Annotated in this window: 25 protein-coding genes and 1 other RNA gene; 4 read left to right on the top strand and 22 right to left on the bottom strand. The window is 36.5% G+C overall.

What is annotated here, in order from left to right; genetic code table 11:
• Positions 1-46: 46 nt before the first annotated feature.
• The 5 genes from rnpB to MKY70_RS08230 all read right to left on the bottom strand — a co-directional run bounded on the left by rnpB (position 47) and on the right by MKY70_RS08230 (position 2,742).
• Positions 47-438, bottom strand: an RNA gene (gene rnpB / locus MKY70_RS08250) — RNase P RNA component class B.
• Between the two features lie 87 nt (positions 439-525).
• Positions 526-861 carry a cell division regulator GpsB gene (gpsB, locus tag MKY70_RS08245; protein WP_000622426.1) on the bottom strand — a complete coding sequence of 112 codons (336 nt, stop codon included), beginning with the start codon at positions 859-861 and terminating at the stop codon, positions 526-528.
• A gap of 97 nt (positions 862-958) precedes the next feature.
• The gene (locus tag MKY70_RS08240; protein ID WP_002030808.1) at positions 959-1,513 is read right to left on the bottom strand and encodes a DUF1273 domain-containing protein; all 555 of its coding nucleotides are present in this window, start codon (positions 1,511-1,513) and stop codon (positions 959-961) included.
• A gap of 56 nt (positions 1,514-1,569) precedes the next feature.
• Positions 1,570-1,995, bottom strand: a complete 426-nt coding sequence (locus MKY70_RS08235; RefSeq protein ID WP_341023907.1) for a CotD family spore coat protein — start codon at positions 1,993-1,995, stop codon at positions 1,570-1,572.
• A gap of 156 nt (positions 1,996-2,151) precedes the next feature.
• The gene (locus tag MKY70_RS08230; protein WP_088030895.1) at positions 2,152-2,742 is read right to left on the bottom strand and encodes a YppG family protein; all 591 of its coding nucleotides are present in this window, start codon (positions 2,740-2,742) and stop codon (positions 2,152-2,154) included.
• Between the two features lie 177 nt (positions 2,743-2,919).
• Between MKY70_RS08230 and MKY70_RS08225 the strand changes: the two genes are divergently transcribed.
• The gene (locus tag MKY70_RS08225; RefSeq protein ID WP_002030817.1) at positions 2,920-3,111 is read left to right on the top strand and encodes a YppF family protein; all 192 of its coding nucleotides are present in this window, start codon (positions 2,920-2,922) and stop codon (positions 3,109-3,111) included.
• 178 nt (positions 3,112-3,289) lie between these two features.
• On the opposite strand, the gene MKY70_RS08220 is transcribed toward MKY70_RS08225, so the two are convergent.
• On the bottom strand, positions 3,290-3,634 hold the full coding sequence (locus MKY70_RS08220) for a YppE family protein (protein ID WP_002011864.1): 345 nt from the start codon (positions 3,632-3,634) through the stop codon (positions 3,290-3,292).
• Between the two features lie 15 nt (positions 3,635-3,649).
• A complete protein-coding gene (locus MKY70_RS08215) occupies positions 3,650-3,892 on the bottom strand; it encodes a hypothetical protein (RefSeq protein WP_002011865.1) in 243 nt (80 codons plus the stop codon).
• A 118-nt stretch (positions 3,893-4,010) separates the two neighbouring features.
• Here MKY70_RS08215 and MKY70_RS08210 point away from each other — a divergent pair, with 118 nt between their 5' ends.
• Positions 4,011-4,157 carry a phage portal protein gene (locus tag MKY70_RS08210; RefSeq protein ID WP_307838389.1) on the top strand — a complete coding sequence of 49 codons (147 nt, stop codon included), beginning with the start codon at positions 4,011-4,013 and terminating at the stop codon, positions 4,155-4,157.
• 343 nt (positions 4,158-4,500) lie between these two features.
• Here MKY70_RS08210 and MKY70_RS08205 read toward each other — a convergent pair whose 3' ends face one another.
• Positions 4,501-5,526 carry a DUF2515 domain-containing protein gene (locus MKY70_RS08205; protein ID WP_088030894.1) on the bottom strand — a complete coding sequence of 342 codons (1,026 nt, stop codon included), beginning with the start codon at positions 5,524-5,526 and terminating at the stop codon, positions 4,501-4,503.
• A gap of 103 nt (positions 5,527-5,629) precedes the next feature.
• Between MKY70_RS08205 and recU the strand changes: the two genes are divergently transcribed.
• The gene (recU, locus tag MKY70_RS08200; RefSeq protein WP_000155584.1) at positions 5,630-6,232 is read left to right on the top strand and encodes a Holliday junction resolvase RecU; all 603 of its coding nucleotides are present in this window, start codon (positions 5,630-5,632) and stop codon (positions 6,230-6,232) included.
• A 66-nt stretch (positions 6,233-6,298) separates the two neighbouring features.
• The gene (locus MKY70_RS08195) at positions 6,299-9,043 is read left to right on the top strand and encodes a PBP1A family penicillin-binding protein (protein ID WP_341074486.1); all 2,745 of its coding nucleotides are present in this window, start codon (positions 6,299-6,301) and stop codon (positions 9,041-9,043) included.
• 23 nt (positions 9,044-9,066) lie between these two features.
• Here the strand turns inward: MKY70_RS08195 and MKY70_RS08190 are convergent, their stop codons facing one another.
• The 14 genes from MKY70_RS08190 to bshB1 form a co-directional block, all read right to left on the bottom strand.
• Positions 9,067-9,585: a YpoC family protein gene (locus MKY70_RS08190; protein WP_341023900.1), complete on the bottom strand. Its 519-nt coding sequence runs from the start codon at positions 9,583-9,585 to the stop codon at positions 9,067-9,069.
• A gap of 3 nt (positions 9,586-9,588) precedes the next feature.
• Complete coding sequence (gene nth, locus MKY70_RS08185) at positions 9,589-10,236, bottom strand: endonuclease III (protein WP_088030891.1); 648 nt, start codon at positions 10,234-10,236, stop codon at positions 9,589-9,591.
• Between the two features lie 15 nt (positions 10,237-10,251).
• Entirely contained in the window at positions 10,252-10,959 is a 708-nt protein-coding gene (gene dnaD, locus MKY70_RS08180; RefSeq protein ID WP_000728546.1) for a DNA replication protein DnaD, read from the bottom strand.
• A gap of 121 nt (positions 10,960-11,080) precedes the next feature.
• The gene (aspB, locus tag MKY70_RS08175) at positions 11,081-12,268 is read right to left on the bottom strand and encodes an aspartate transaminase AspB (protein ID WP_002011860.1); all 1,188 of its coding nucleotides are present in this window, start codon (positions 12,266-12,268) and stop codon (positions 11,081-11,083) included.
• 18 nt (positions 12,269-12,286) lie between these two features.
• Positions 12,287-12,790, bottom strand: coding sequence for a cell wall elongation regulator TseB-like domain-containing protein (locus tag MKY70_RS08170; protein WP_002086588.1), 504 nt, complete (start codon positions 12,788-12,790; stop codon positions 12,287-12,289).
• Positions 12,791-12,797: 7 nt separating this feature from the next.
• Positions 12,798-12,968 (bottom strand): YpmA family protein, encoded by a 171-nt coding sequence (locus MKY70_RS08165; protein ID WP_002086589.1) that lies wholly within the window; start codon positions 12,966-12,968, stop codon positions 12,798-12,800.
• A 250-nt stretch (positions 12,969-13,218) separates the two neighbouring features.
• On the bottom strand, positions 13,219-16,023 hold the full coding sequence (dinG, locus tag MKY70_RS08160) for an ATP-dependent DNA helicase DinG (RefSeq protein WP_341023894.1): 2,805 nt from the start codon (positions 16,021-16,023) through the stop codon (positions 13,219-13,221).
• Positions 16,024-16,153: 130 nt separating this feature from the next.
• The gene (gene panD / locus MKY70_RS08155) at positions 16,154-16,537 is read right to left on the bottom strand and encodes an aspartate 1-decarboxylase (protein ID WP_000490176.1); all 384 of its coding nucleotides are present in this window, start codon (positions 16,535-16,537) and stop codon (positions 16,154-16,156) included.
• Positions 16,538-16,549: 12 nt separating this feature from the next.
• Positions 16,550-17,398 carry a pantoate--beta-alanine ligase gene (panC, locus tag MKY70_RS08150; protein ID WP_002086591.1) on the bottom strand — a complete coding sequence of 283 codons (849 nt, stop codon included), beginning with the start codon at positions 17,396-17,398 and terminating at the stop codon, positions 16,550-16,552.
• Entirely contained in the window at positions 17,398-18,234 is an 837-nt protein-coding gene (gene panB / locus MKY70_RS08145) for a 3-methyl-2-oxobutanoate hydroxymethyltransferase (RefSeq protein WP_002011854.1), read from the bottom strand. The genes panC and panB overlap by 1 nt, the downstream gene beginning before the upstream one ends.
• Positions 18,235-18,576: 342 nt before the next feature.
• Complete coding sequence (locus tag MKY70_RS08140; protein ID WP_002086594.1) at positions 18,577-19,557, bottom strand: biotin--[acetyl-CoA-carboxylase] ligase; 981 nt, start codon at positions 19,555-19,557, stop codon at positions 18,577-18,579.
• Positions 19,542-20,735: a CCA tRNA nucleotidyltransferase gene (locus MKY70_RS08135; protein ID WP_002086595.1), complete on the bottom strand. Its 1,194-nt coding sequence runs from the start codon at positions 20,733-20,735 to the stop codon at positions 19,542-19,544. Before MKY70_RS08135 ends, MKY70_RS08140 begins: the two co-directional genes overlap by 16 nt.
• Positions 20,722-21,867, bottom strand: coding sequence for an N-acetyl-alpha-D-glucosaminyl L-malate synthase BshA (gene bshA, locus MKY70_RS08130; RefSeq protein ID WP_002086596.1), 1,146 nt, complete (start codon positions 21,865-21,867; stop codon positions 20,722-20,724). Before bshA ends, MKY70_RS08135 begins: the two co-directional genes overlap by 14 nt.
• Positions 21,864-22,568 carry a bacillithiol biosynthesis deacetylase BshB1 gene (bshB1, locus tag MKY70_RS08125; protein ID WP_002011848.1) on the bottom strand — a complete coding sequence of 235 codons (705 nt, stop codon included), beginning with the start codon at positions 22,566-22,568 and terminating at the stop codon, positions 21,864-21,866. The genes bshA and bshB1 overlap by 4 nt, the downstream gene beginning before the upstream one ends.
• Position 22,569: the final 1 nt, after the last annotated feature.

Raw genomic sequence — 22,569 nt, 5'->3', positions numbered from 1 at the left:
CCTCTAACAAAGGAGAGCTGAGTTATTTCATAGTTGGTTCATAACGTTCTGTAAGCCATGTTCTGTTCCTTTGTACTGCAAACGGCCCACGCCTCGTACTCCGGTGGTAATCATCTATCTACAGGTTACGAAAACCTGTCCTTTTCCGTCGTTCATTTCCTTGGAAAAGATTCCCCTACCATTATTTGGGTTTCTCGCTCGTGGGGTTTACCTCGTTCCACTCCTATCATTTCTTCAAGGACTTCGTCACTGTGGCACTTTAAAGGTAGTCAAACCATATCCGAAAGGACTTAGGTTTTTTCCCTGCCGTTAAACCAGCCTTGCAGCCAGAATACCCTAGCTTATGACTTGGCTAGGCACGAACACTACAGCCATCTCAGGCCGTGCGAGCATGGACTTTCCTCTACAACGTTGGCGTTGCAGCGATTACCCAAACGTTATGACAAACATTAGTATAGTGGAAACAAAAAGATTTTGCAATGTTTTTTTCTATGTAAAATGCTTTAACCTTTTTGTTACCTTAATTTATTCGTATAACTTACTTCCAAATACAGCTTTTTCTAAATTAGATAGACGTTTTAAAATATCCGTATTCGTATTGTTATACACTGGTTGTGCAACTGGTGTTTGTACCGGTTGTTGCGGAACTTGTGTTGCCGCTACTTTTTGTTCTTCTAATTCACGTTTCAAACGAGCATTTTGTTGTTTTAATTGATCAAATTCCTTATGAAAAGCTTCATAATCTTTAATAATCATATCAAGAAACTTATCTACTTCTTCTTGTTGATAACCTCTCATACCTGTTTTAAATTCTTTTTCTAAAATATCTTTCGCTGTTAATTTAATTTTATCCGAAATCATTTTCTTCACCTCAAATTTTTGCCAAAGCTTTCATTAACTAAATTTTTTCAGAAACAACGCCTTTTGTCAATCAAATATACGAGTACTATATTACATATTACTCTGCATTATTCCACTGTTCCTCTTCCATTATATCTTGTAAATCAGAAAAAAGAATGAAATAACTGTGATAATTTTCTATTTCTCCTTTTTTCTTAGCTGCTTCTACAATATATTTAGGGCTCCCAGACTTTTCTTCATCATATACAGCTAAAAGTGCATCGCTTTTTTCAATAAAAAATTGATTCTTTAATTTAAATTGCTCTGGGCTTTCGTACTTCCGTTTCGTAATACTATCAATATGATCTGCTTGTGAAAGAATAAATTCGTAATATTCACGGTTATCTTCCTTCCAATTTTCCTCTTGTTCTAAAAAAGGAGTAAATACAGCTAATTTTAAATTTGGATATTCTACTTGAATTTCAAAAACAACTTCAGCAGCCCATAGCTCTACTCCTAACTGACCACTTATAATAACCCACTCCAAACCTTCTTCTACAAAAACAGTTAATTTACGACGCAGCGCCTTTTTTATACACTCTACTCCTGGATGATCATTTTTAAATATTCCAAGTTCAAACGGCTTATATCCTGTTACAGCAACAACCTTCATATCAACACTCCAATTACAAAAAAAGAACTAGCATTTCGCTAGTTCTAACATATCATTTACTTTTTAAACATTCCACCAACGTTTGGTCCGATATTTGGTCCAAATGGTGATACATTCGGTCCTGGTCCATATGGTGATACGTTCGGTCCTGGTCCAAATGGTGATACATTCGGTCCTGGTCCATATGGTGATATTTGATGCCCATGGTGATGATGGCCATGACCGCATGGTCCACATCCTCCGCCGAATCCTGGATCACCAGGATCTACAACGTTTACGTTCGAGTTTGTTTGTGGGAAGAAGTTTTGATTTTTAATTTGTTGATGATGAACATGCGTTGTATGAGTTGGAAAAATGTGTGGCACCACCGTTGTTGAAAAAGAATGTGTTACACATTGTTTTGCCGGATGAATGACAGGAGCTGTCGTACAAATAGGTCCTACAGGCTTATGCCCTCCAAAGCAAGGATGACAATGATGCATAGTTTTTTCTCTCCTCTCTCATTAAAAAAATCTGACTACACTTTACAATATGAGCGAGGGGCTAAAGCCGCTTGTTATATATACCCATTTATTTCATGGAAATTTGTCTAGTATCCAATTTCATACGTAATACCTATTATAGACAACCCCCTACTATTATTTACCAAAAAAGCCCCCGACTTGCTTAACGATCCCTGTTACTTGATTCATCGCGTTCATCATTTGTCCAGCCGTGTTCATCATTTTATTTACATCGTAGTTACCATCTGATGATTTAAATTGTGAAACAAAACTAGAAAACTGACTTGGTTGCTGTTGCTGTTGCTTTTGTTTATTCATCGTTGGATATGGTTGTTTTGGTGGATAAAACATAGCTTGTTGATTTACATATTGAGCTGGCGACATGTAGTTTTGTGAATTCATATACGCTTGCTGTGGTTGATTCGTATACATTTGCTGCGGCTGACTCATATGCGGTTGTTGTGGTTGATTCATTTGTGGTTGTTGCGACTGATCCATGTGCGGTTGCTGTGGTTGATTCGTATACGCTTGTTGCGACTGATTCGTATACGCTTGTTGCGGTTGATTCCCAAACGACACTTCAAATGGTTGATAATAATTTTGGTTTCCATAATGAGGCTCGAAAGGATACATATTATATCGTAAATATGTATCCTCATTATATTGGTACATATTTTGCTGTGCATATGGATTTGCTTGCTGATATACATTAGGTTGTTGAAACATGCATTCTCTCCTCCTTCGCATAAGTTTCTACATATAGAATATGTACCTATAAAATAAAATGTGTAACGGAGTACCTGTCTTTTTTTGTCGGAAGTTTAAATTTTTAAAAAAATTAGAAAGTAAACCCTTCCATGCTATGATAATAAGGAAGAAGATTCTCATGGGGGAGGAATCAACATGGTATTAGGGGATTTAAAACAAGCGTTTTCTCAAAAAAAGGGGTATTACACAGAAAATTCGAATGAACTGTTAGACTTTGCAAGACATTGTTATCTTGAAGGAAAAGTATGCATATCAGATTACCGAACATTAATACGAGAGTTAGAAATAAACGGTGCAACAAAACCTACAACAGTGACAGAGGCATAAAGTGAAACTTTAATCAGTGGGGGTTTTGTTCATCCCCCACTGATTATTAGCCTTCACCAATCGGGCTTTTACGGGCAGTTGATCTCCCACCTAACTTCATTGTTTCAGCCGAGTTTTGAGGTGGGAGTCTTACTGCCCGTTAACGCGGGATAAAAAAACAAGAGGGTTTTCCCTCTTGTTATTTACATTGATCTACGATATTTTGCAAAGTATACGAAATAGCTTGATGAGTTTCAAAGAAACGTTTGCCTTTTCCCTTATTAACAAAACATTGTAGCACATTAGTTTGTAAATTATCATACACTTGATCAATTTGTTGTACATGTATATACTTAGGTCGCTCTTCCTTTATCCACCTATAAGCTAATTCTTTCCACATCTCTAACTCCGCATCTACAATATCAACAAATGGCTTCATATCCTTATAAAAATCGTATTCAGCCATCTCTCTTTTTTTCACATTCGCTTCATCATTATACTGCATTAACTTCTCCGAAGACTGGATTAATGCTTCATGTCCCATTTTGTTCCCACCTTATTATGCACTCACTACGACGTTTTGAAATGTCTTTACCCAGCTCCCTTTTTCTTCGTGATGCACTAATTTATTTTCCATATGTTCTATATGCATTTCTGTTATTTCTATCTTATTGCATATTTTTTCACCTTTATCCTTCAATGCATGATTCATTCTAATCCCAATCTTCATTTCCAGCAAATCGAGAGAACTTAACATTTGATCCATTTTTTTCATAACATCTTCCTTCTGAACCATCGCCATATTTAAAACGCCCCCTTCTTTGCCTTTCCTTTGTCATGTAATTTCGCCGATTGATTACTTACTCCTTCTCACATGACAAAACTAGTTGATATTCGTCAAAGAAATCATTTAGTATGCCATTTTTAGAAATGGTAACAATACAAAAAGGAGGTGTATTACGATGACAAAAAATAAAAACGAAAAAAAGAAAAAGCAAAACAAACAACAAAACAAACCTGAGACTGGTAATCCAAAGCTTGATGGTCCAAATTTCCCCGCTACATAAAGTGAAACTTTAATCAGTGGGGTTTTGTTCATCCCCCACTGATTATTAGCCCGCACCAATCGGGTGTTTACGGACAGCAGGGCTTCCACCTACATTCTTTGCTCCAGCCAAATTTTGAGGTGGGAGTTTTACTGTCCGCAAATAGCGGGATAAAAAGACACTTTAACCAAAGTGGCTTTTACAAACAACTATTTTCTAGTCTACCTTACCTCTTCGCTTTCGATAAGTGTTGAAGTTAAAGTCGTACTGCTGGCAAATAGCCGATTAGAAAGTAACTTGTTGTAGAGCATATTACTTTTAATAAAGAAGTCCCGCCGTCATTTAAGAAGGCGGGACTTCTTTATTATATCATGAACTCATCTATTCTTTTAACAAAACTACTTAATATAGAAAGAGTATGTATTTGCTCCCTCTTCTTTCTATACCATTCTGTTATATTAATTTCCCCCTTAGGTTTTTCAAGTAAAAATAATGAATCTATTTCCAACCCTTCACTAAACCAATCTTTTTCAATTAATTTTTCATGAGTGACAATAGAATACACTTCCCGAAGAGCCGGCGTACATGATTTTCTAATTCCCCTTATATTACATTCATAATCCATTCTTGACCCTGTATGCCTAGTTTGCACTGCAAATTTATAAAAAGAAGACTTATACTTTGAATGAAATAGTAACCAAGCTAATTGCTTCCCCAGTTCTATACGTTTTTGCAACGTTTCAAATTGATAAACTGAAAATCCATACATTCCCCCTTCCACCGTTGGAAAAATAACTGCACTAACATGAAATATTTCTTGAAATTTGAACAGTGCAGTATCAAATACGTGTTTTTGAAAGTATGCATTCTCAATTACTGGTTTTTGAATTTTATTTTGTTCATTAATAATAAGTGCCGTCATAAGCCTATTTATATCTTTTTTCTCCCAAAACGCGACCCATTCTTTTTCCATAAAAATTGATATGTTGAAAAATTGTAACAAATGGAAGAGCGGCGCACATCTCTTTTTACTTTCCTCATACAGTAATAGTTGAGGAAATGCATCTAAGAAAATGAGCCAATTGGCTTTCTCATACAAAAGAAATAATCGTCTCTTAACTGTTTGAGATAAAAGATTAGAATAATATTCTCCTTCTAAATCTGTCATGTTCCATCCCCCATTCCTTGAAACCATACTCGCTAAAAAAGACCATCTAATTTCTCTATTTCTCAAATAATATTCTTGGTAAGATTGTGTACGTGAAATATTATCTACGTTAGCTACATCCGTGCTCTCCTTAATATTAAGAACTATAGCTTTTTCCTCTTCTGTACAAAAAATATCATTACGGGTCTGTTTAATTTTTTCGTAATCATTCCATCGAAACATGAATAAGTCACCATACCTTTCTTGAAAAAGGTCACATCTTTTTTCATTTTTTGATATAATCACCTTTGTAAGTAATTCTTATCAAGTTGGGAGTGGACAAAATATGACCATTCGTTACCCAAATGGAAAAAGGTACGATCAAGCTTCACAACCTCATAAAACACCAATAAAAAAACATACTTACAGTAATAGAGGTATGTCCCTTGAAGAGGAATTGAATGAAACCAATCAATATTACTTAACCCATAATATTGCGTGCGTACATAAAAAACCTACACCTCTTCAAATTGTAAAAGTAGATTACCCCGCTCGAAGTGCTGCAGTGGTAAAAGAAGCGTATTTCAAACAACCTTCTACAACAGATTACAACGGTGTATACAAAGGGAAATACATCGATTTTGAAGCGAAAGAAACTAAAAATAAAACCAGTTTTCCACTTCAAAACTTCCACCTTCATCAAATTGAACATATGAAGCAAGTAGTCGCTCATAATGGAATTGCATTTGTTATTATTAAATTTACACTTTTTGATGAATTTTATTTATTAGATGCAAAACATATTATTGCATTTTGGAATCGTCAAAATACTGGTGGACGTAAATCGATTACAAAACAAGAAATAGAAGAGCATGGGTCTTTATTATCATGCGGTTATCACCCTCGAATTGATTATATCCGCGTACTAGACACGGTTTATTTTTCGTGATAGAGTCATCACTAAGGCTCTTTTTTCGACTTTTGGGGGAGAGAATGAAAGGTAGGAGAAAGTATAATGTCAGATAATTATCGTTCTCGTACAGAACGAAATCATGTAAAAAATCAAACGAAAGAAACAAATAATAAAGAAGAAAAACCAAAGAAAAAAGGTTCCTTTTTCAAGAGATTTCTTATAGGTTGTCTACTTCTTGGTATCGTCGGTCTCGTAGCTGGCGTTTCGGCCTTCTTTGTTATGGTAAAGGACGCTCCAAAACTAGACAAATCAAAGCTAGTCAATCCTTTATCAACAAAATTCCTTGATAAAAACGGGAATTTCTTCTATGAATACGGTGCTGAAAAACGAACCCATGTTACATACGATCAAATTCCAAAAGTAATTGAAAGTGCATTCCTTGCGACTGAGGATGCTCGTTTCTACGATCATAATGGAATTGATTTTAGACGTACTGGAATGGCAGTCATGGAAAATGTCACTGGTGGTTTTGGATCACAAGGTGGTAGTACGATTACACAGCAAGTAGTTAAAAACTATTTTCTAACGATGGACAAAACTGCAAAAAGAAAAGTGCAGGAATGGTACTTATCTTATAAGTTAGAGCAACAGTACTCAAAACATGAAATTTTAGAAATGTACTTAAATAAGATTAACCTTGGTAATCGCTCTTACGGTATTTCAACAGCAGCAAAAAAATATTACGGCAAAGATTTAAAAGACATACAACTACACGAAGCTGCAATGCTCGCTGGTTTACCCCAAGGTCCTAACATTTATGATCCAACAAAACCAGATAACGTTGATAGAGCAACGAAACGTCGTAATATCGTATTAACATTAATGAACCGACACGGGTATATAACTAAACAAGAAATGAATGATGCAATGCAAATCCCTGTAACACAAGGACTTCTTCCATCTTCAGAAGTGACTGAAATGAAGTATCAGGCATTTATAGATGCTGTTGTAAAGGAAGTTGAAAAAGAATACCCTGATATAAATATCGGTTCAGACGGTTTAACGATTCATACAACACTTGATCAAGATGCTCAGGATTACGCTGAAAAAATTATGGATGGGAATCTCATCAAGTATCCAAACGATCAATTCCAAGGATCATTCGTATTTATGGATACTCAGTCTGGAGAAGTTCGAGCAATCGGCGCTGGTCGTAAAGAAAGTAAGTCTACTTTCAAAGGTCATAATATGGCAGTTGATTTAAAACGCCAAGTTGGTTCAACAATGAAACCAATTTTCGACTATGGTCCTGCAATTGAAAACCTTCAATGGTCTACTTATCATCAATTAAATGACTCTGAATATACTTACTCTGATGGCACAAAGATTAAAAATGCTACAGGTAATTTTAAAGGTGACGTTTCACTTCGTGAAGCATTGAAGAAGTCATTAAACATCCCGGCTTTAAAAACAGCTCAAGCAGTCGGTATTCCTAAGGCACAAGAGTTTGCTGAAGGTTTAGGAATGACGTTTAAAGATGGGAAAGCATATGAATCTACTGCAATCGGTAGTAATGAAGGCTCTCCGTTAGATGTCGCTGGAGCTTATGCAGCATTTGGAAATGACGGTGTTTATAATAAACCTCACTTCGTAAAAGAAGTCATCTTCCCAGACGGGAAAAAGAAAAGCTTTAAACCGAAAGAACAACGTGCAATGCACGACCATACAGCTTACATGGTTACTGATGTTCTTCGTGACGTAGTAAAACCTGGTTCTGGCGGTACAGGGCCAACAGCATATGTTTCTGGATTCGACGTTGCTGGTAAAACAGGAACACAAAACTTTGATGCAAAAGATATAAAAAAATATGGCATCCCAGCTGATGCGAACAGAGATAGCTGGTTCGCTGGATATACACCACAATATACGATGGCTGTGTGGACTGGTTACGAAAAGAATGGTCCAGAAAATTACATTAGCGATCGTTATACTAAAATTGCACAACAAATGTTCCAAGTAATGATGAGCAAATTCGCTACAGATAAATCTCGTTTCGAACGTCCTTCTTCTGTTCAAGAAATAAACGGAGAATTGTACGTAAAAGGTGCGAAAAAAGATGCAGTTAAACAAATTAAAGTAGATCCACCTAGTGGCCTTAATGTCGCTTTCGATGGCGCTAGCACAGTGACACTGAACTGGTCTGGACCATCATCAGATGTTGATGCATACGCAGCAAGCTATAAAGCTACTGACGGTTCTAGTGGTAGCTTATCAGTAAGCGGTACGACAGCTACTCTTGGTGGTATTAAACCAGGTGTTACTTACAGTTTCTCTGTAGTAGCGAAAAAGGGTACTGGAACAAGCCCTGCAGTTGGTGCATCCTTCACTGCCCCTGGCGGAACTCCAGATGCTAAAAAAGCTGACGAAGAGGCCCTGAAAAAGGCCAATGAAGATAAACTAAAACAAGAAGAAGCTACAAAAAAAGCTGAAGAAGATCAGCGTAAGCAACAACAGCAACAACAGCAACAACAGCAGCAACAGCAACAACAGCAACAACAACAGCAACAACAACAGCAACAACAACAGCAACAACAACAACAACAACAACAACAACAACAACAACAACAAGAACAACAACGTAAACAGCAAGAAGAAGCTCAAAAGAAAGCTGCTGAAGAAGAGGCTAAGAAGAAGGCTGAAGAAGAAGCTAAGAAAAAAGCTGAAGAAGAAGCTAAGAAAAAAGCTGAAGAAGAAGCTAGAAAAAAAGCTGAAGAAGAGCAGCACCAACAGAATACCGGAGGAGATACACCTCACGCAGACGGAGATGTTGTTACAGCAGAGTCTTAATAACAAAAAAGAAGTCCTTACTCTTAACGAGAAAAGGACTTCTTTTTTGTTATCATTTTCTTAACATGTAGCTTTTCTATTTCAATATACAACTGTGCTAATTGAATATACGAATGATAATTACTCGGTTTCTTTATAATAAATGAGTATCGTTCTATAAAATTAACAGGTTGTGCTTCCAATTTATTCGTATTTACTTGTATCTCATACAAACTATGAACAGGCTTCTCATTTAGCCAATATACAATCGATAGCAAGTGTGCTGCAAAAAGAATCATCGGACCCTCAGCTTCTTGTTTTTTTCGGTTTCGAAATAGTGTAGCAATTTCTTCATGCCTGCTTTTCCATATATTTAACACCGCTGGAATACTTGTTTCAATTTCATTCCATGGCTCATATTTTCTTTCAATATCAAATATAAAGTAAGTATTTTGTATTATCTCTTCAAAAGATTGGTCTGTGTGATACGTAATCGAATTTGCACTCTCTTTAAAAAATGGTACGCACCGAAACTCTTTCGGTATTTCTATAACTCGCTCCATCCTTTATTTCCCCTTCATTCGTTTCTTTCCTTCGCGACATATTTCTAGTAATCGACACTCTTCACATTGTGGTCGCTGCGCCTTACAGTAATAACGTCCGAAGAAAATCATACGGTGGTGTGTAACTCCCCACTCATCCATTGGAATTTTCTTCATCAATGTCTTTTCCACTTCTAACACAGAATCTTTCCATCTACAAATTGCTAACCGTTTACTCACTCTCTCTACATGCGTATCAACAGCAATCGCTGGAATCCCAAACGCTACCGAAACAACTACATTCGCTGTCTTTCTCCCTACTCCTGGTAATTTCGTCAGCTCATCACGGTCTTCTGGAACTTTCCCGTTATAATCATCTAGTAACATCCGGCACAATTTTTGAATATTTTTCGCCTTATTTCTAAACAATCCAATAGAACGTATATCTTGTTGTAATTCTTCTAAAGACACACTTAAATAATCTTCTGGTATTTTATATTTTTGAAATAAGTTTTTCGTCACTTTATTCACAAGTGCATCTGTGCATTGTGCAGATAATGCCACTGCGATTACAAGTTCAAATGGATTATCATGAATTAATTCACAATGCGCTTCTGGATACATATCCGCCATTGTATCTAAACAATAACGAATTTGCGTTTTGTTCAACATATCTTTCCTCCTACACTACTGCTCCAACCAATTATAAAAAGGCACTTTCCCAGTAAATTTCGTCTCTTGTTTTGTCGTTTGTTGTGTGCGTTGTTGATTCGCTCTAAATTTCTGGCCTTGATTTTGCGCTTGATCTACCGTTTTAATTCCGTTCTTTTTCCACTCAAACAAAATACGATCAATATACCGGAAATTAAGTTTACCACTCATAACAGCTTCACGAAGAGCCGCTTGAATTAAATTCGGATGGTGTTGATCTTGATCTTCCCACATCCCTAATGTTTCACATTCAAATGGCGAAAGTGGTCTTCCGAATTCTTTTTCAAATACTGTATATAAATTTACTTGAATTTGTTTTTGTTCTTTTTGCTCTTCCTCTATAGATTCATTCATTAAAAAGTGCAATATTTTTTCCCACAGTGGTTGTAAAGAATAACTTTCACACATCATCGCTTCAGATCTTCGTCCACCTTCTAGTGCTAAAAAACCTTTTTGGATTAAAGTCTGAATCACTTCCATGCATTTCATTTCTGTTATCGTCATCCGTTCTGAAATCTCTGAAGGAGTCGGGAACGAATTACCTGATTCTAAAAATGTGTGTACATGAAGTACTACCATAAATTCCGTCTCATTTAAACCTAGCTTTTTATAATGCATCATAAGCAATTTAGGAATCGCTATGCTTCCCTGTTCAAACCATTGTAACATCATTTTCTTTTTCATCACCAAACACCTCGTTCTCTAGTATAACACACCTTTAGCCATTTCTTTTTGCCACAATTCGTCAAAAAAACCTCCCTATATATAGGGAGGTTTTTTGCCATTTACTACAAGAAACAGACGATTAAGCCTGTACTTTACTTTTCATGAACGTATGAATTCGTTCTAATGCTTTCTCAACTTGCTCAAGAGATGTCGCATACGATAATCGAACGTTATTTGGTGCACCAAATCCTGTACCTGGAACAAGAGCCACCTTTTCTTCTTCTAATAATGCTTTTGCCCACTCATCAACTGTATCATACCCAGCTAACGCTACGGCTTCTTTTACATTTGGGAATAAGTAAAAAGCACCTTGTGGCTTAATGCAAGTGAAACCAGGAATTTGAATTAATTTATCATAAATAATGTTCAATCTTTCTTCAAACGCTTGACGCATTGTTTCTACAGGTTCTTGTGAGCCTGCATACGCAGCAATTGCACCGTATTGAGCAATTGAAGTAGGGTTTGACGTACTATGACTCGCTAAGTTCGTCATCGCTTTAATAAGCTGCTTATTTCCTGCTGCATATCCAATACGCCAACCTGTCATAGAATGTGATTTAGATACACCATTAATAATAAGTGTTTGTTCTTTTAATACATTAGAAAGCTGGGCAATTGAAGTATATTCCGCATCACCATAAATTAATTTTTCATAAATCTCATCTGAAACGATTAAGATATCATGCTCTAAACATACTTCTCCAAGCTGTTGTAATTCTTCTTTGCTGTAAATCATCCCTGTTGGATTGCTCGGTGAATTAATAATAACAGCTTTCGTTTTCTCTGTAATTGCCTCACGCAGCTGCTTTGCTGTAATTTTGTACTCATTGCCTTCTAGACCTTCTACATAAACTGGCTTACCACCAGCAAGCTTTACTTGCTCAGGATAACTTACCCAATAAGGAGTTGGGATGATAACTTCATCTCCTTCATCAAGTAACACTTGGAATAATGTATATAATGCATGCTTGGCACCATTACATACAATAATTTCAGATGGATCATACGCAATTCCTTGATCACGAGTAAACTTCTTCACAATTTCTTGTTTTAACGCTTGTAATCCACCTGTTGGTGTATATTTCGTATGTCCTTCTAACATCGCTTTATGCGCAGCATCCATAATATGTTTTGGCGTATTAAAGTCAGGTTCTCCTGCTCCTAATCCAATTACATCATGACCTTCTGCTTTTAATGCTTGTGCCTTTGCTGTAATTTCTAAAGTTGCAGATGGTGTTAAAGCAGCTACTCGCTTTGCTAATTTCATTTGTAGTTCCCCCTACATCTATTTTTCAATGCTGTAGTGTCCAGCATAAACCCCATTTTGAAACTCTAAATAGTAATACGTATAACGATCTTCCTGATCAATATATGTAATTTCCCACAATGGAATATCGTTTTGAGCACCTAATTTTACTTTTATAATTTCTTTTGGTTTCGGCTTCGGCTCAGCACCTTCTCCTGTAGCTTGTTCAGCCAATTTTTGCAAAGCTTCTTTTTTAGAAATACCTTCGCTCTTTTTCTTCACAAGGACATTTCCTTTTTTATCAGGCACCCAAACGATAAGTTGTTCTCCTTTTTCATCTGTACCTTGTACGACTGTATATGAAGATTTTCCGTTATAATAATCAACGGTATTTACCTTTGTAAGCTTTGCCTTTTCTTTCGCAATTTCTACAGACTTTGACTCTTTTGGAATTTTCTTTTCCATCGCTTTATTATAAACATATGCCCCATATATTCCGCTAGCAACGATAACGATAATGATTGTAAAGATCCACTTTTTCATTGTATCACTACGTTCTGTAAATCGTAAATACAGCTGTTTCTTTATCTTTTTCGTCTAATGCTAATCCGAACATGAGGTCCTGCTCTTTTAACGTACGATTCAAACCATCAACAATTTTATACAAGTCAGACGAATATTTAATACGCGTCGTTGATAGGACTTCGATTTTCTTATCCATGAAAAAACTCCTCCGTTACACAAAAATTTCTAATTATAGAAGAACGCAATGCGGTTACAATAAGAGTACATTCTTTACAACCCCTGCTTCATCACCCATCTATTATAGCAGGACATGTACAGCAAAAAAAGGTTTCAAATCGAAAAGCAATATATTTTGTATACAAGAAGTAAGAAAAATAAAATTCCTCCTACCCACATTTTTTACGCCTGAAGTTTAAATGTACTTCAGGCGTATTTTTCTTCCAATTTTATTCATTTGACGATTCTTCTAACTGTACTAACAATTCTTCTAACGGTCCTTCATAGAGCGGTACAGTTGGGATTGATTGTAAAAATCGTTTTCCATAGGAAGAACTTGTCAAACGACGATCTAATACAAATACAGTTCCCGTATCTGTATTTGTTCTAATAAGACGACCAAACCCTTGTTTGAAACGCAAGATTGCTTGCGGGAGCGCCAACTTATCGAATACGTCTTCTCCTTGATTTTTTAACCACTCTCCTTTTGCTTCCATCATCGGCTGATGAGGAGGGGTAAAAGGCAGACGGACAATGACAAGACAGCTTAGGGCATCTCCAGGTATATCTATCCCTTCCCAAAAACTACTTGTTCCTAACAAAATCGATTTGTCGAACTCCTGGAATTTGCGGATTAGACGACTTCGGCTCTTATTATTCACACTTTGCGTTAATAATAAATATCCTTCTAATGTCTCATCATTTTTCAAATTCGTATACGCTTCTTTCAACATTTCATACGAAGTGAATAAAACGAGCATTCTACCTTTTGTAGCTTTCGCTATTTTCGCAATATGTGCCGATATAGACTCAATATATTCTTCATTACTTGCTTTCTTAATAAAAGGTACATCCGTTGAAACCATTAATTTCATTTGCTCTTCAAAACGGAATGGTGATGGAACCTTTAATGTATTGGGAGCAAAATCATGTAAACCTAGCTCCTCTTTTATATAGTCGAATGAATCATTAACTGTTAACGTTGCTGATGTGAAAATAACACTCTTTTTCTGGGTTAAAAATTCATCAGCAAATCTTTCACCAATATGAACAGGCTGCGCATATAGAACTGTTGAATGAATCGTTCCCTTCGTTTCAGTCTCCATCCATGTCACGTATGAATTTTTTTCTAAAATGAGTAATTGTAAAGATTGTGCCATCTTTCTCAACAACTCAATTAAATGCATAAATTCACCTGTAACGACATGCATCTCCCATTCTAATTTACTTTGCAATATTTCAGCTTGCTTCTCAAGTGTAGTCAATAACTTTCTTACATCATACACAAATCGATTTGTTAACTCGGTAATGCTATCCCATAACTTACCTTTCTCTACTTCCGTGTTATATCGATAAATGAGTGGCATATTGCTCATCCCTTGTTCCTGCTTTGTTTGTTTAAATACGAAAGTCCGTAACATTTGAAATAGTTCATCCGCATCAAATTTCAATTCCTTCAAACTATGACTCACCATACGGAAAGTCGAACGCGATGCTTGCTCTGATTTTTTCATCATTTTATATACTTTAGAAAGTACATCATCTGTTTCTAGCGTACCAAGACGAGATAAAGCTAATTGAAAATACATGCATGAGAACTGTTCACCTAATGTTCTACTCGCCGCTTCCTCGATATGATGAGCTTCATCAAAAATAATATGTTCACATGAAGCAAATAGTGGTTCTTCACTTGAAAAATCTTGAAATAATAACGCATGATTTGTAATAACGATATCTGCAAATAATGCTTTATTCTTTGCTCTTTGATAAAAACAACGACTATACCAGTTGCTTTGCATCCCGCCTGGACTATGTACATCACTACAAATACGGTTCCAAAGTAACTTGCCGCCCTCAGGAATATTCAATTCATCACGATCGCCAGTTTCCGTTTGCAATAACCACACTAAAATTTTTGCCTTTGTGAGTGCCATATCATAATTTTTCTCTTCCTCTTGCAAAGCATATTCAAATTTGTGTAGACAAAGGTAATGCTTTCTTCCTTTCAGAAGAGCTACTTCAAATGAAAATGGCATTATTTTCTTTAATAAAGGAATTTCTTTTTCTAGTATTTGTTGTTGCAATTGTACAGTTTGTGTACTTATAATGACAGGTTCTTCTTTTTTCTTTGCGAAATAAATACTTGGAAGTAAATATGCAAGCGTCTTCCCCGTACCTGTTCCTGCTTCAATCAGTGAAAACCTAGAATCTCTTAGCGCTGTATATATTTCCTTCATCATAATTTGTTGGCTTTCTCTTTTTTCAAACTTTGGCATATTCAATTCAAGTTTATCGATTGTCTTATGTAAGAAAGCATCAAATTTAGATGAGTATGTTTCACTGAGGCTTAAAGAATAATTCCGCTTTCGAAGCGCAATATTTCGATACACCTCACACTCCTCTGCCTCTTCTTTACCATGCATCATTTTCTTTAAAATATTTTCAGAAAGTACATCAGCTATATCACTTTGGAAAACATCACTTAATTCATAAAGCGATTGTAATGTGACAAGTGGTAACTTTTCAATTTCACTTAAAAATTGTAAAAACAACTCCGCTGTTGCAAGAGCATCACTATCCGCACGATGTGGTTGATCGTGCTCTAGTTCATGCTGCTTAGCTAAATCACGTAATTTATAACTATCAGCTGTTGGCAAAAGAATTTGCGCCAATTCAACTGTATCAATTTTAGGACAATGTACTTCTGTATATCCAGCCTGCCTTAATTCTTCATTTAAAAAATTCCAATCAAAGTGAACGTTATGTGCAACAAAAGCCGCACCTTGTAATAGCTCAACAATCATCGGGGCTACATCTCGAAATAACGGGGCTTGTTTTACAAGATTTTCATCAATCCCAGTTAATTCTGTAATAAATAGGGGAATCTCTCTCTTCGGATTAATAAAAGATGAAAAAATCTCTAATACCTCTCCATCTTCCACTACCACAGCTGCAATTTGGGTGATTTTATCCTTCCCATCCTTCCAGGAGTTCCCTGTCGTCTCTAAATCAACAACGACATAACGCTTACTCATATATGTAACACCTCAATTTCTTACCTATCAAACACAAAAATTATATAATGTTACTATACCACGTTTTACCTCATCTTAATGAAAAGATGCACAAAAAAGCTATCTCCTTAATTAGAGATAGCCTTCCTACTTATAATATCGTGCCAGCTTTTTCAGCACCTAACATTTCAATAATTTGATTATCATCGTCTAATACTGCAATTTTCGGCTCTTGTTTATGAATATTTTCTTCTGCAACTAAACCATAGCAAATAATAATAACTTTATCACCCGGTTGTACAAGCCTTGCAGCTGCACCATTTAAACACACAACACCGCTACCGCGCTCTCCTTTAATAACATATGTCTCTAAGCGAGCTCCATTGTTGTTATTTACAATTTGTACTTTTTCATTTTCTACAATATTTACCGCATCCATTAAATCTTCATCAATTGTAATACTACCTACATAATTTAAATTTGCTTCTGTTACAGTTGCACGATGTAACTTCGCTCTCATCATTGTGCGAAACATAGATGCTCCCCCTTATTTCCCCATTAATGTTATATTGTCAATTAATCGTACATTTTCAAACTTAACCGCAATCGCTAAAATGATTCTTCCTTCAATTTTATTTATTGCTTTTAATGAAGGATATGCATATAAATCAGCATAATCTACAGTGCCTTTCGTATACTTCTCAATATGCTCTTTCACAAGATTCATAATGATTTCCGGATTACGTTCGCCTGCCTCAATTCGTTCTTTCGCTATACATAGACTGCCGTATAAATGAGGAGCCTCTTCACGTTCTTCTAGTGATAAATACACATTACGAGAACTTTTCGCTAATCCATCTTCTTCCCTTACAATATCAACTGGTACGATCGTAACGGGAATATTAAAATCAGTTACGAATCCTTCAATTACAGCTACTTGCTGTGCATCTTTCATACCGAAATAAGCACGCGTTGGCAATGTAATATTAAATAGTTTCATTAGTACAGTCGCCACACCAGCGAAATGACCAGGTCTTTGTTTGCCACATAATACGTCGGTACGCTTCACAACTTCTACTGTTGTCGTTTGTTCTGCGGGATACATCTCTTCTACACTCGGATAAAATAAATAATCAACACCATTTTCTTTTGCTACATTTTCATCTCTATCAATATCACGTGGGTATCGATCTAAATCTTCATTTGGTCCAAATTGTAGTGGATTTACAAATACACTTAAAACTACAATTTCATTTTCTTCCCTTGCCTTACGTAGTAACGTAGCATGCCCTTCGTGTAAATACCCCATCGTTGGAACAAAACCGATACTTTTTCCACTTGCATGCAGTTCGTTTGTAATTTGCTGCATCTCTTGCACTGTAGTTATGATTTTCATTATTGTTTTCCTCCGTATAACGCTAAGCACTCTTCCTCTTTCATTGTGAATGAATGTTTTTCTTCAGGAAATTGCCCTGTCTTTACTTCAGTAACGTATTGCGAAATCCCTCGCACAATCTCCTCTTGAACAGACGTATATTGCTTCACAAATTTCGGAACACGATTTACGCCGTACGAGATAAGATCGTGGTATACAAGAACTTGCCCATCTACTTTTTGTCCTGCTCCAATTCCGATTGTAGGAATTGTTAACTGCTCTGAAATAAGTTCTGCTAATTGCATTGGCACACATTCTAGCACAAGTGCTATCGCACCAGCTTCCTCACATTTCTTTGCATCTTCTATTAATTTTTTTGCACTTTCAGCATCTTTCCCTTGTACTTTATACCCACCTAGCACTCCTACAGATTGAGGAGTTAAACCTAAATGCGCCACAACGGGAATTCCCGCATTCGTTAAGTAGTGAATAGTTGATATAACTTCTCCAGCACCTTCTACCTTTAATGCATGTGCCCCGCTCTCTTGAACAATGCGACGTGCATTAATCATCGTATCTTGTAATGAGACATGATAAGACATAAATGGCATATCAGTTACAATAAACGTCTCTTTCGCTCCGCGGCGTACAGCTTTCGTATGATGAATCATATCCTCTACTGTTACTGGAACTGTTGAATCATACCCAAGTACAACCATTCCTAGAGAATCACCCACTAAAATCATATCGACTTTAGCTTCTTCTGCTAATTTAGCAGATGGATAATCATACGCCGTTAGCATTGTAATCGGCTCACCTTGCTCTTTCATTTTCAAAAAATCTGTTTTTGTTTTCAAAAACTACTCCTCCTTTATGCAGGAGAGAGGAGATGGCCGAAATCATATAAAAAACCCCTCTGGCCATAAAAGGGCAGAAGGGTTGTGTGTTAGTCGGCATTATTCATCCCTCTGTCCCAGTCCATTATTGGATCAAGGCAGAATCCAAATTATTATTTTTTCATACTGCGTAAAATAATGGTGCAGTTCGCTTTGATACTGCCCATATTCGAACTAATTATAGCAAACTCTGAAAAGGAATTGCTACATTTTTTCGAAAAAATAATTTTTTATCCCTATTACGGTATGTGAAATTTATTAGTATCTAAATGACAAAAAGAAGCTCCAAAATAGGAACTTCTTTTACTTAATTTCTATATCAGCAGAATGAATGTGGTGCACTTGTCCTTGATGATCCTCAAGTAACAATACACCATCCTCCGTAATTCCTTTTGCTAGCCCATTAATAGTTTCCTTCATCGTTCGAGCTGTAATTTCTTTTCCGATACTTACTGCGTAACTTTCCCAAAGAATTTTAATAACAGAGAAGCCATTTTTTAAATACTCTTCATACAATTTCTCTAGTTGCAAGAAAATTTGTTGCATAAGTTCCGCACGAACAATCGGCTTACCCGATTCAATTGCTAATGAAGTTGCAATTTGCTGAATTTCCTCATCAAAATGTTCTTGTTTCTGATTTGCATTAATGCCAATTCCCATAATAACAGCATTAATTTTATCTGGATCAGCTTGCATCTCCGTTAATATACCGACAGCTTTTTTACCTTGAATTAAAATATCATTCGGCCATTTAATCCCTACGTTTACACCGGTACATTTTTCAATTGCTTGCGCTACGCTAACAGCTGCTAATAAAGTAAGCTGTGGTGCATGATGAACTGGAATCGAGGGACGCAAAATAATACTCATCCAAATTCCTGTTCCTTTTGGGGAATACCATTTTCTACTTAAACGTCCTCTACCTGCTGTTTGTTCTTCAGCAACGACAATTGTTCCCTCTTCTGCGCCTTCATAAGCAAGTCTCGCTGCAATATGCTGAGTAGACTCAACCGATTCTTCAAAATAAACCGTTCTACCGATACGCTCTGTTTGTAATCCTAATTGAATCTCATTCGCAGTTACTTTATCTGGTTTACTAGCAATTCGGTACCCTAAGCGGCGTACAGCTTCTAGTTCATACCCTTCATTACGAAGGTCCTCCATATGCTTCCATACAGCGGTTCTCGAACAACCAAGTTTGTCACTAAGTATTTGACCAGATACAAATGCACCATCTGCTTCAGAAAAAACTTGTAATAACTGCTTTCTTATAGTAGATTGCATCTTTGTAGCCACTCCCTTATATCCTCTTTCTTATTAACTAAATCTCCTTGTACGATTGCTTCTTCAATATTTTGAAGCATTTCGGCAACCCACGGACCTGGCTTTTTATCTGTCCAGCTTAATAAATCATTACCAGTCACATTCATTTCTTGACGATTTTTTATCGGCAATGCATGAAATAATGATTGTACTTGCTTAACAGACGCACTATTATAACTTTCTATTATCGCTTCATATACTCTTTCCGCCATCTCAGCGATGCGAATCCCAGTTTTATAAAGAAGGATTGTATCCCACTCCTTCTCCTTTCTAGAACGAATTGCTAATAAAACCGCTACGATATCTTTAATCTTTTTATTCGAGAACTTCCATTGACGCAAAAAGACAGATGGATGCTCTTCTCCGATACAATATAAGAAAAATGCCCACGCCTCAACGTCTGTTTCGAAAGAATCCCATTTATACTGCGTAGCTTTCAAGAGTCTTTCTTCTGACATTTGCAAATATGGCAGATGAGAAAATAGCTTAGTTTCTACTAACTCTTGAAGACCATTCACACAATATGTACCGGTCAACAATTTTTCAAATTCAACTGTAATTCTTTCAATCGCTATATGTTCGAGCAAATGCCCATACGTTTCAATTGCTTGTTTCGTCTTTATTTCCAAAGAGAAACCTAACGTACTTACGAACCGAATACCACGCATCATTCGCAGTGCATCTTCTTGAAAACGGTCTGCAGCATCTCCAACCGTTGTAATTTCCTTCAGACGAATCGCTTCTTTCCCAGCAAATAAATCAACCATTTCGCCTTCCTCTGTCATTGCAATTGCATTCATCGTGAAATCACGTCGTTTTAAATCCTCTTCTAATGAACGGACAAATTGAACACTACTAGGTCTTCGAAAATCTTCATATTCGCTTTCTGTTCGAAAAGTAGTTACCTCATACGGTTCACCATTTTCTACAACAATTACAGTTCCATGCTCAAGACCAACCGGAACATGTCTTGGGAAAATAGCCATTACTTCTTCTGGTAAAGCAGATGTTGCGATATCGATATCTCCAATCGGTCTATCGATAATAAGATCGCGTACACTTCCACCAACGAAGTAAGCCTCATGTCCGTGCTGTTTTAACATCTCAATAATTGAACTAGCTTTTTTAAATCTTTCCATTCTTGTCATCCCTTAGTATGTCATAATAAATCGCCTCATACTGTGAAACGATTTTTTCCGAACGAAACTGCTCATATACAGATTTCATCGCTCGCTCTCCCATATTACGGTGAAGTTCTTCATTTTCTAGTAGCTGAATTGCTTGCTTAGCTATTCCGTCTGTATCTCCAACTTCACATATATATCCTGTTTCACCATGTTGAATGACCTCTGGAATGCCCCCAACCCTCGTTCCGATACTAGGCACACCACACGCCATCGCTTCTAATATAACAAGACCAAAACTTTCCTTTTCTGATAAAAGTAGCATTAAATCACTCATCGCAAGAAGCTCTGCAACATTATCTTGCTTTCCTAGGAATAAGACACGTTCCTCAATATGTAAACTTTTCACCAATTGTAAAATAGTACAGAACTCTGGTCCATCACCAACAAGAAGCAATTTCGCATCTACTTCCTTTACAATTTTGGCAAATGACTGCACAACATCCTGTACACGCTTAACCTTTCGGAAATTTGAAATATGAATCAACACTTTTTCATTTTCTCGTATACCATATTCTTTTTTTAATTGAGACATATCACGTTTGAAATAAACACGTTCATCTACAAAATTGTATACCGTCTCAATTTCTTTATCTGGTTTTACAAGTTCATTTGTTTCTTCAATTAACGAATGTGACACAGCTGTAACAACATCAGATTGTTCAATACCAAAGCGAATTAAATTATTTAACGAAGGGTCGGAACCTAACACAGTAATATCCGTTCCATGTAAGGTCGTAACAATTTTAATACGCTCCCCAATCATTTGTTTTGCTAAATATGCACAAATAGCATGAGGGATTGCATAATGCACATGTAAAATATCAAGGTTTTCTCTTTGAGCAACCTCTGCCATTTTACTCGCTAATGCTAAATCGTAAGGTGGATATTGAAAAACAGAATATTGATTTACTGTTACTTCGTGAAAATAAATGTTCGGGTACACTTTATTCAACCGAAATGGTACACCCGATGTAATAAAATGAATTTCATGCCCGCGTTCCGCCAATTGCTTTCCTAACTCTGTCCCAACAACCCCAGAACCACCTACAGAAGGATAACATGTAATACCTATTTTCAATTTCATTTACATCCCCCTATTAAATCAGCATGTAATAAAACCGGTTTCTTACTCATAAATCCTTCGGCATACAGCACTCCAACTTCTTTCCCAAACATCTTCTCCCGAGCGATTACAGTTTCAACGTATCCTTCGGTTAATGGCGTCTTAACACCATCACTCCCTGTTGAAAACTGACTTTCATACGCTTCTAACGCTTCCACCTTTTTAGAAAGGTATTCACTAATATCTATACAAAAATTCGGTTTATGAAAACCATTAATCATATAATTATAAAAAGACTCTACACGGTGCGGCGGAAGTTCAGGCATATATTTACGAATTCCCGCTGAAAAGATAGCTTCTTCCACAAGTTTCGCGCAATTAGCATGGTCTGGATGACGATCTTCGTAATATGGTGCGAAAATTAGTGTTGGTTTATATGTACGAATAATCTTTACAATTTCACGTATATATTCTTCTTTCATATACAAACCACGGTCTGGCATTGCTAAATTAATTCTCGTTTTTACTCCCATAATACGAGCTGCAGCCTTTGCTTCTTCTTTTCTTAGTTCTACCGTTCCATTTGAAGAAAGATCAGCTTCTGTTAAATCGCAAATGCCTACTTCATATCCTTGCTTCGTATACTTTGCAATGGTACCTGCCATGCCGATTTCAACATCATCGGCATGAGCACCAAACGCTAATATATGTAATCCACTCATA

It is taken from the genome of Bacillus sp. FSL R9-9492, assembly GCF_038007365.1.
Taxonomy (GTDB): domain Bacteria; phylum Bacillota; class Bacilli; order Bacillales; family Bacillaceae_G; genus Bacillus_A; species Bacillus_A mycoides.
The sequence above is the reverse complement of the archived record's forward strand: the minus strand, read 5'-3'. Positions and strand labels throughout refer to the sequence as shown.

What these genes read in the sequence shown, in the direction of transcription:
- gpsB (WP_000622426.1), bottom strand. Translation starts at nt 861, where the DNA reads ATGATTTCGGATAAAATTAAATTAACAGCGAAAGATATTTTAGAAAAA.
- MKY70_RS08240 (WP_002030808.1), bottom strand. Translation starts at nt 1,513, where the DNA reads ATGAAGGTTGTTGCTGTAACAGGATATAAGCCGTTTGAACTTGGAATA.
- MKY70_RS08235 (WP_341023907.1), bottom strand. Translation starts at nt 1,995, where the DNA reads ATGCATCATTGTCATCCTTGCTTTGGAGGGCATAAGCCTGTAGGACCT.
- MKY70_RS08230 (WP_088030895.1), bottom strand. Translation starts at nt 2,742, where the DNA reads ATGTTTCAACAACCTAATGTATATCAGCAAGCAAATCCATATGCACAG.
- MKY70_RS08225 (WP_002030817.1), top strand. Translation starts at nt 2,920, where the DNA reads ATGGTATTAGGGGATTTAAAACAAGCGTTTTCTCAAAAAAAGGGGTAT.
- MKY70_RS08220 (WP_002011864.1), bottom strand. Translation starts at nt 3,634, where the DNA reads ATGGGACATGAAGCATTAATCCAGTCTTCGGAGAAGTTAATGCAGTAT.
- MKY70_RS08215 (WP_002011865.1), bottom strand. Translation starts at nt 3,892, where the DNA reads ATGGCGATGGTTCAGAAGGAAGATGTTATGAAAAAAATGGATCAAATG.
- MKY70_RS08205 (WP_088030894.1), bottom strand. Translation starts at nt 5,526, where the DNA reads ATGTTTCGATGGAATGATTACGAAAAAATTAAACAGACCCGTAATGAT.
- recU (WP_000155584.1), top strand. Translation starts at nt 5,630, where the DNA reads ATGACCATTCGTTACCCAAATGGAAAAAGGTACGATCAAGCTTCACAA.
- MKY70_RS08195 (WP_341074486.1), top strand. Translation starts at nt 6,299, where the DNA reads ATGTCAGATAATTATCGTTCTCGTACAGAACGAAATCATGTAAAAAAT.
- MKY70_RS08190 (WP_341023900.1), bottom strand. Translation starts at nt 9,585, where the DNA reads ATGGAGCGAGTTATAGAAATACCGAAAGAGTTTCGGTGCGTACCATTT.
- nth (WP_088030891.1), bottom strand. Translation starts at nt 10,236, where the DNA reads ATGTTGAACAAAACGCAAATTCGTTATTGTTTAGATACAATGGCGGAT.
- dnaD (WP_000728546.1), bottom strand. Translation starts at nt 10,959, where the DNA reads ATGAAAAAGAAAATGATGTTACAATGGTTTGAACAGGGAAGCATAGCG.
- aspB (WP_002011860.1), bottom strand. Translation starts at nt 12,268, where the DNA reads ATGAAATTAGCAAAGCGAGTAGCTGCTTTAACACCATCTGCAACTTTA.
- MKY70_RS08170 (WP_002086588.1), bottom strand. Translation starts at nt 12,790, where the DNA reads ATGAAAAAGTGGATCTTTACAATCATTATCGTTATCGTTGCTAGCGGA.
- MKY70_RS08165 (WP_002086589.1), bottom strand. Translation starts at nt 12,968, where the DNA reads ATGGATAAGAAAATCGAAGTCCTATCAACGACGCGTATTAAATATTCG.
- dinG (WP_341023894.1), bottom strand. Translation starts at nt 16,023, where the DNA reads ATGAGTAAGCGTTATGTCGTTGTTGATTTAGAGACGACAGGGAACTCC.
- panD (WP_000490176.1), bottom strand. Translation starts at nt 16,537, where the DNA reads ATGTTTCGCACAATGATGAGAGCGAAGTTACATCGTGCAACTGTAACA.
- panC (WP_002086591.1), bottom strand. Translation starts at nt 17,398, where the DNA reads ATGAAAATCATAACTACAGTGCAAGAGATGCAGCAAATTACAAACGAA.
- MKY70_RS08140 (WP_002086594.1), bottom strand. Translation starts at nt 19,557, where the DNA reads ATGCAATCTACTATAAGAAAGCAGTTATTACAAGTTTTTTCTGAAGCA.
- MKY70_RS08135 (WP_002086595.1), bottom strand. Translation starts at nt 20,735, where the DNA reads ATGGAAAGATTTAAAAAAGCTAGTTCAATTATTGAGATGTTAAAACAG.
- bshA (WP_002086596.1), bottom strand. Translation starts at nt 21,867, where the DNA reads ATGAAATTGAAAATAGGTATTACATGTTATCCTTCTGTAGGTGGTTCT.
- bshB1 (WP_002011848.1), bottom strand. Translation starts at nt 22,568, where the DNA reads ATGAGTGGATTACATATATTAGCGTTTGGTGCTCATGCCGATGATGTT.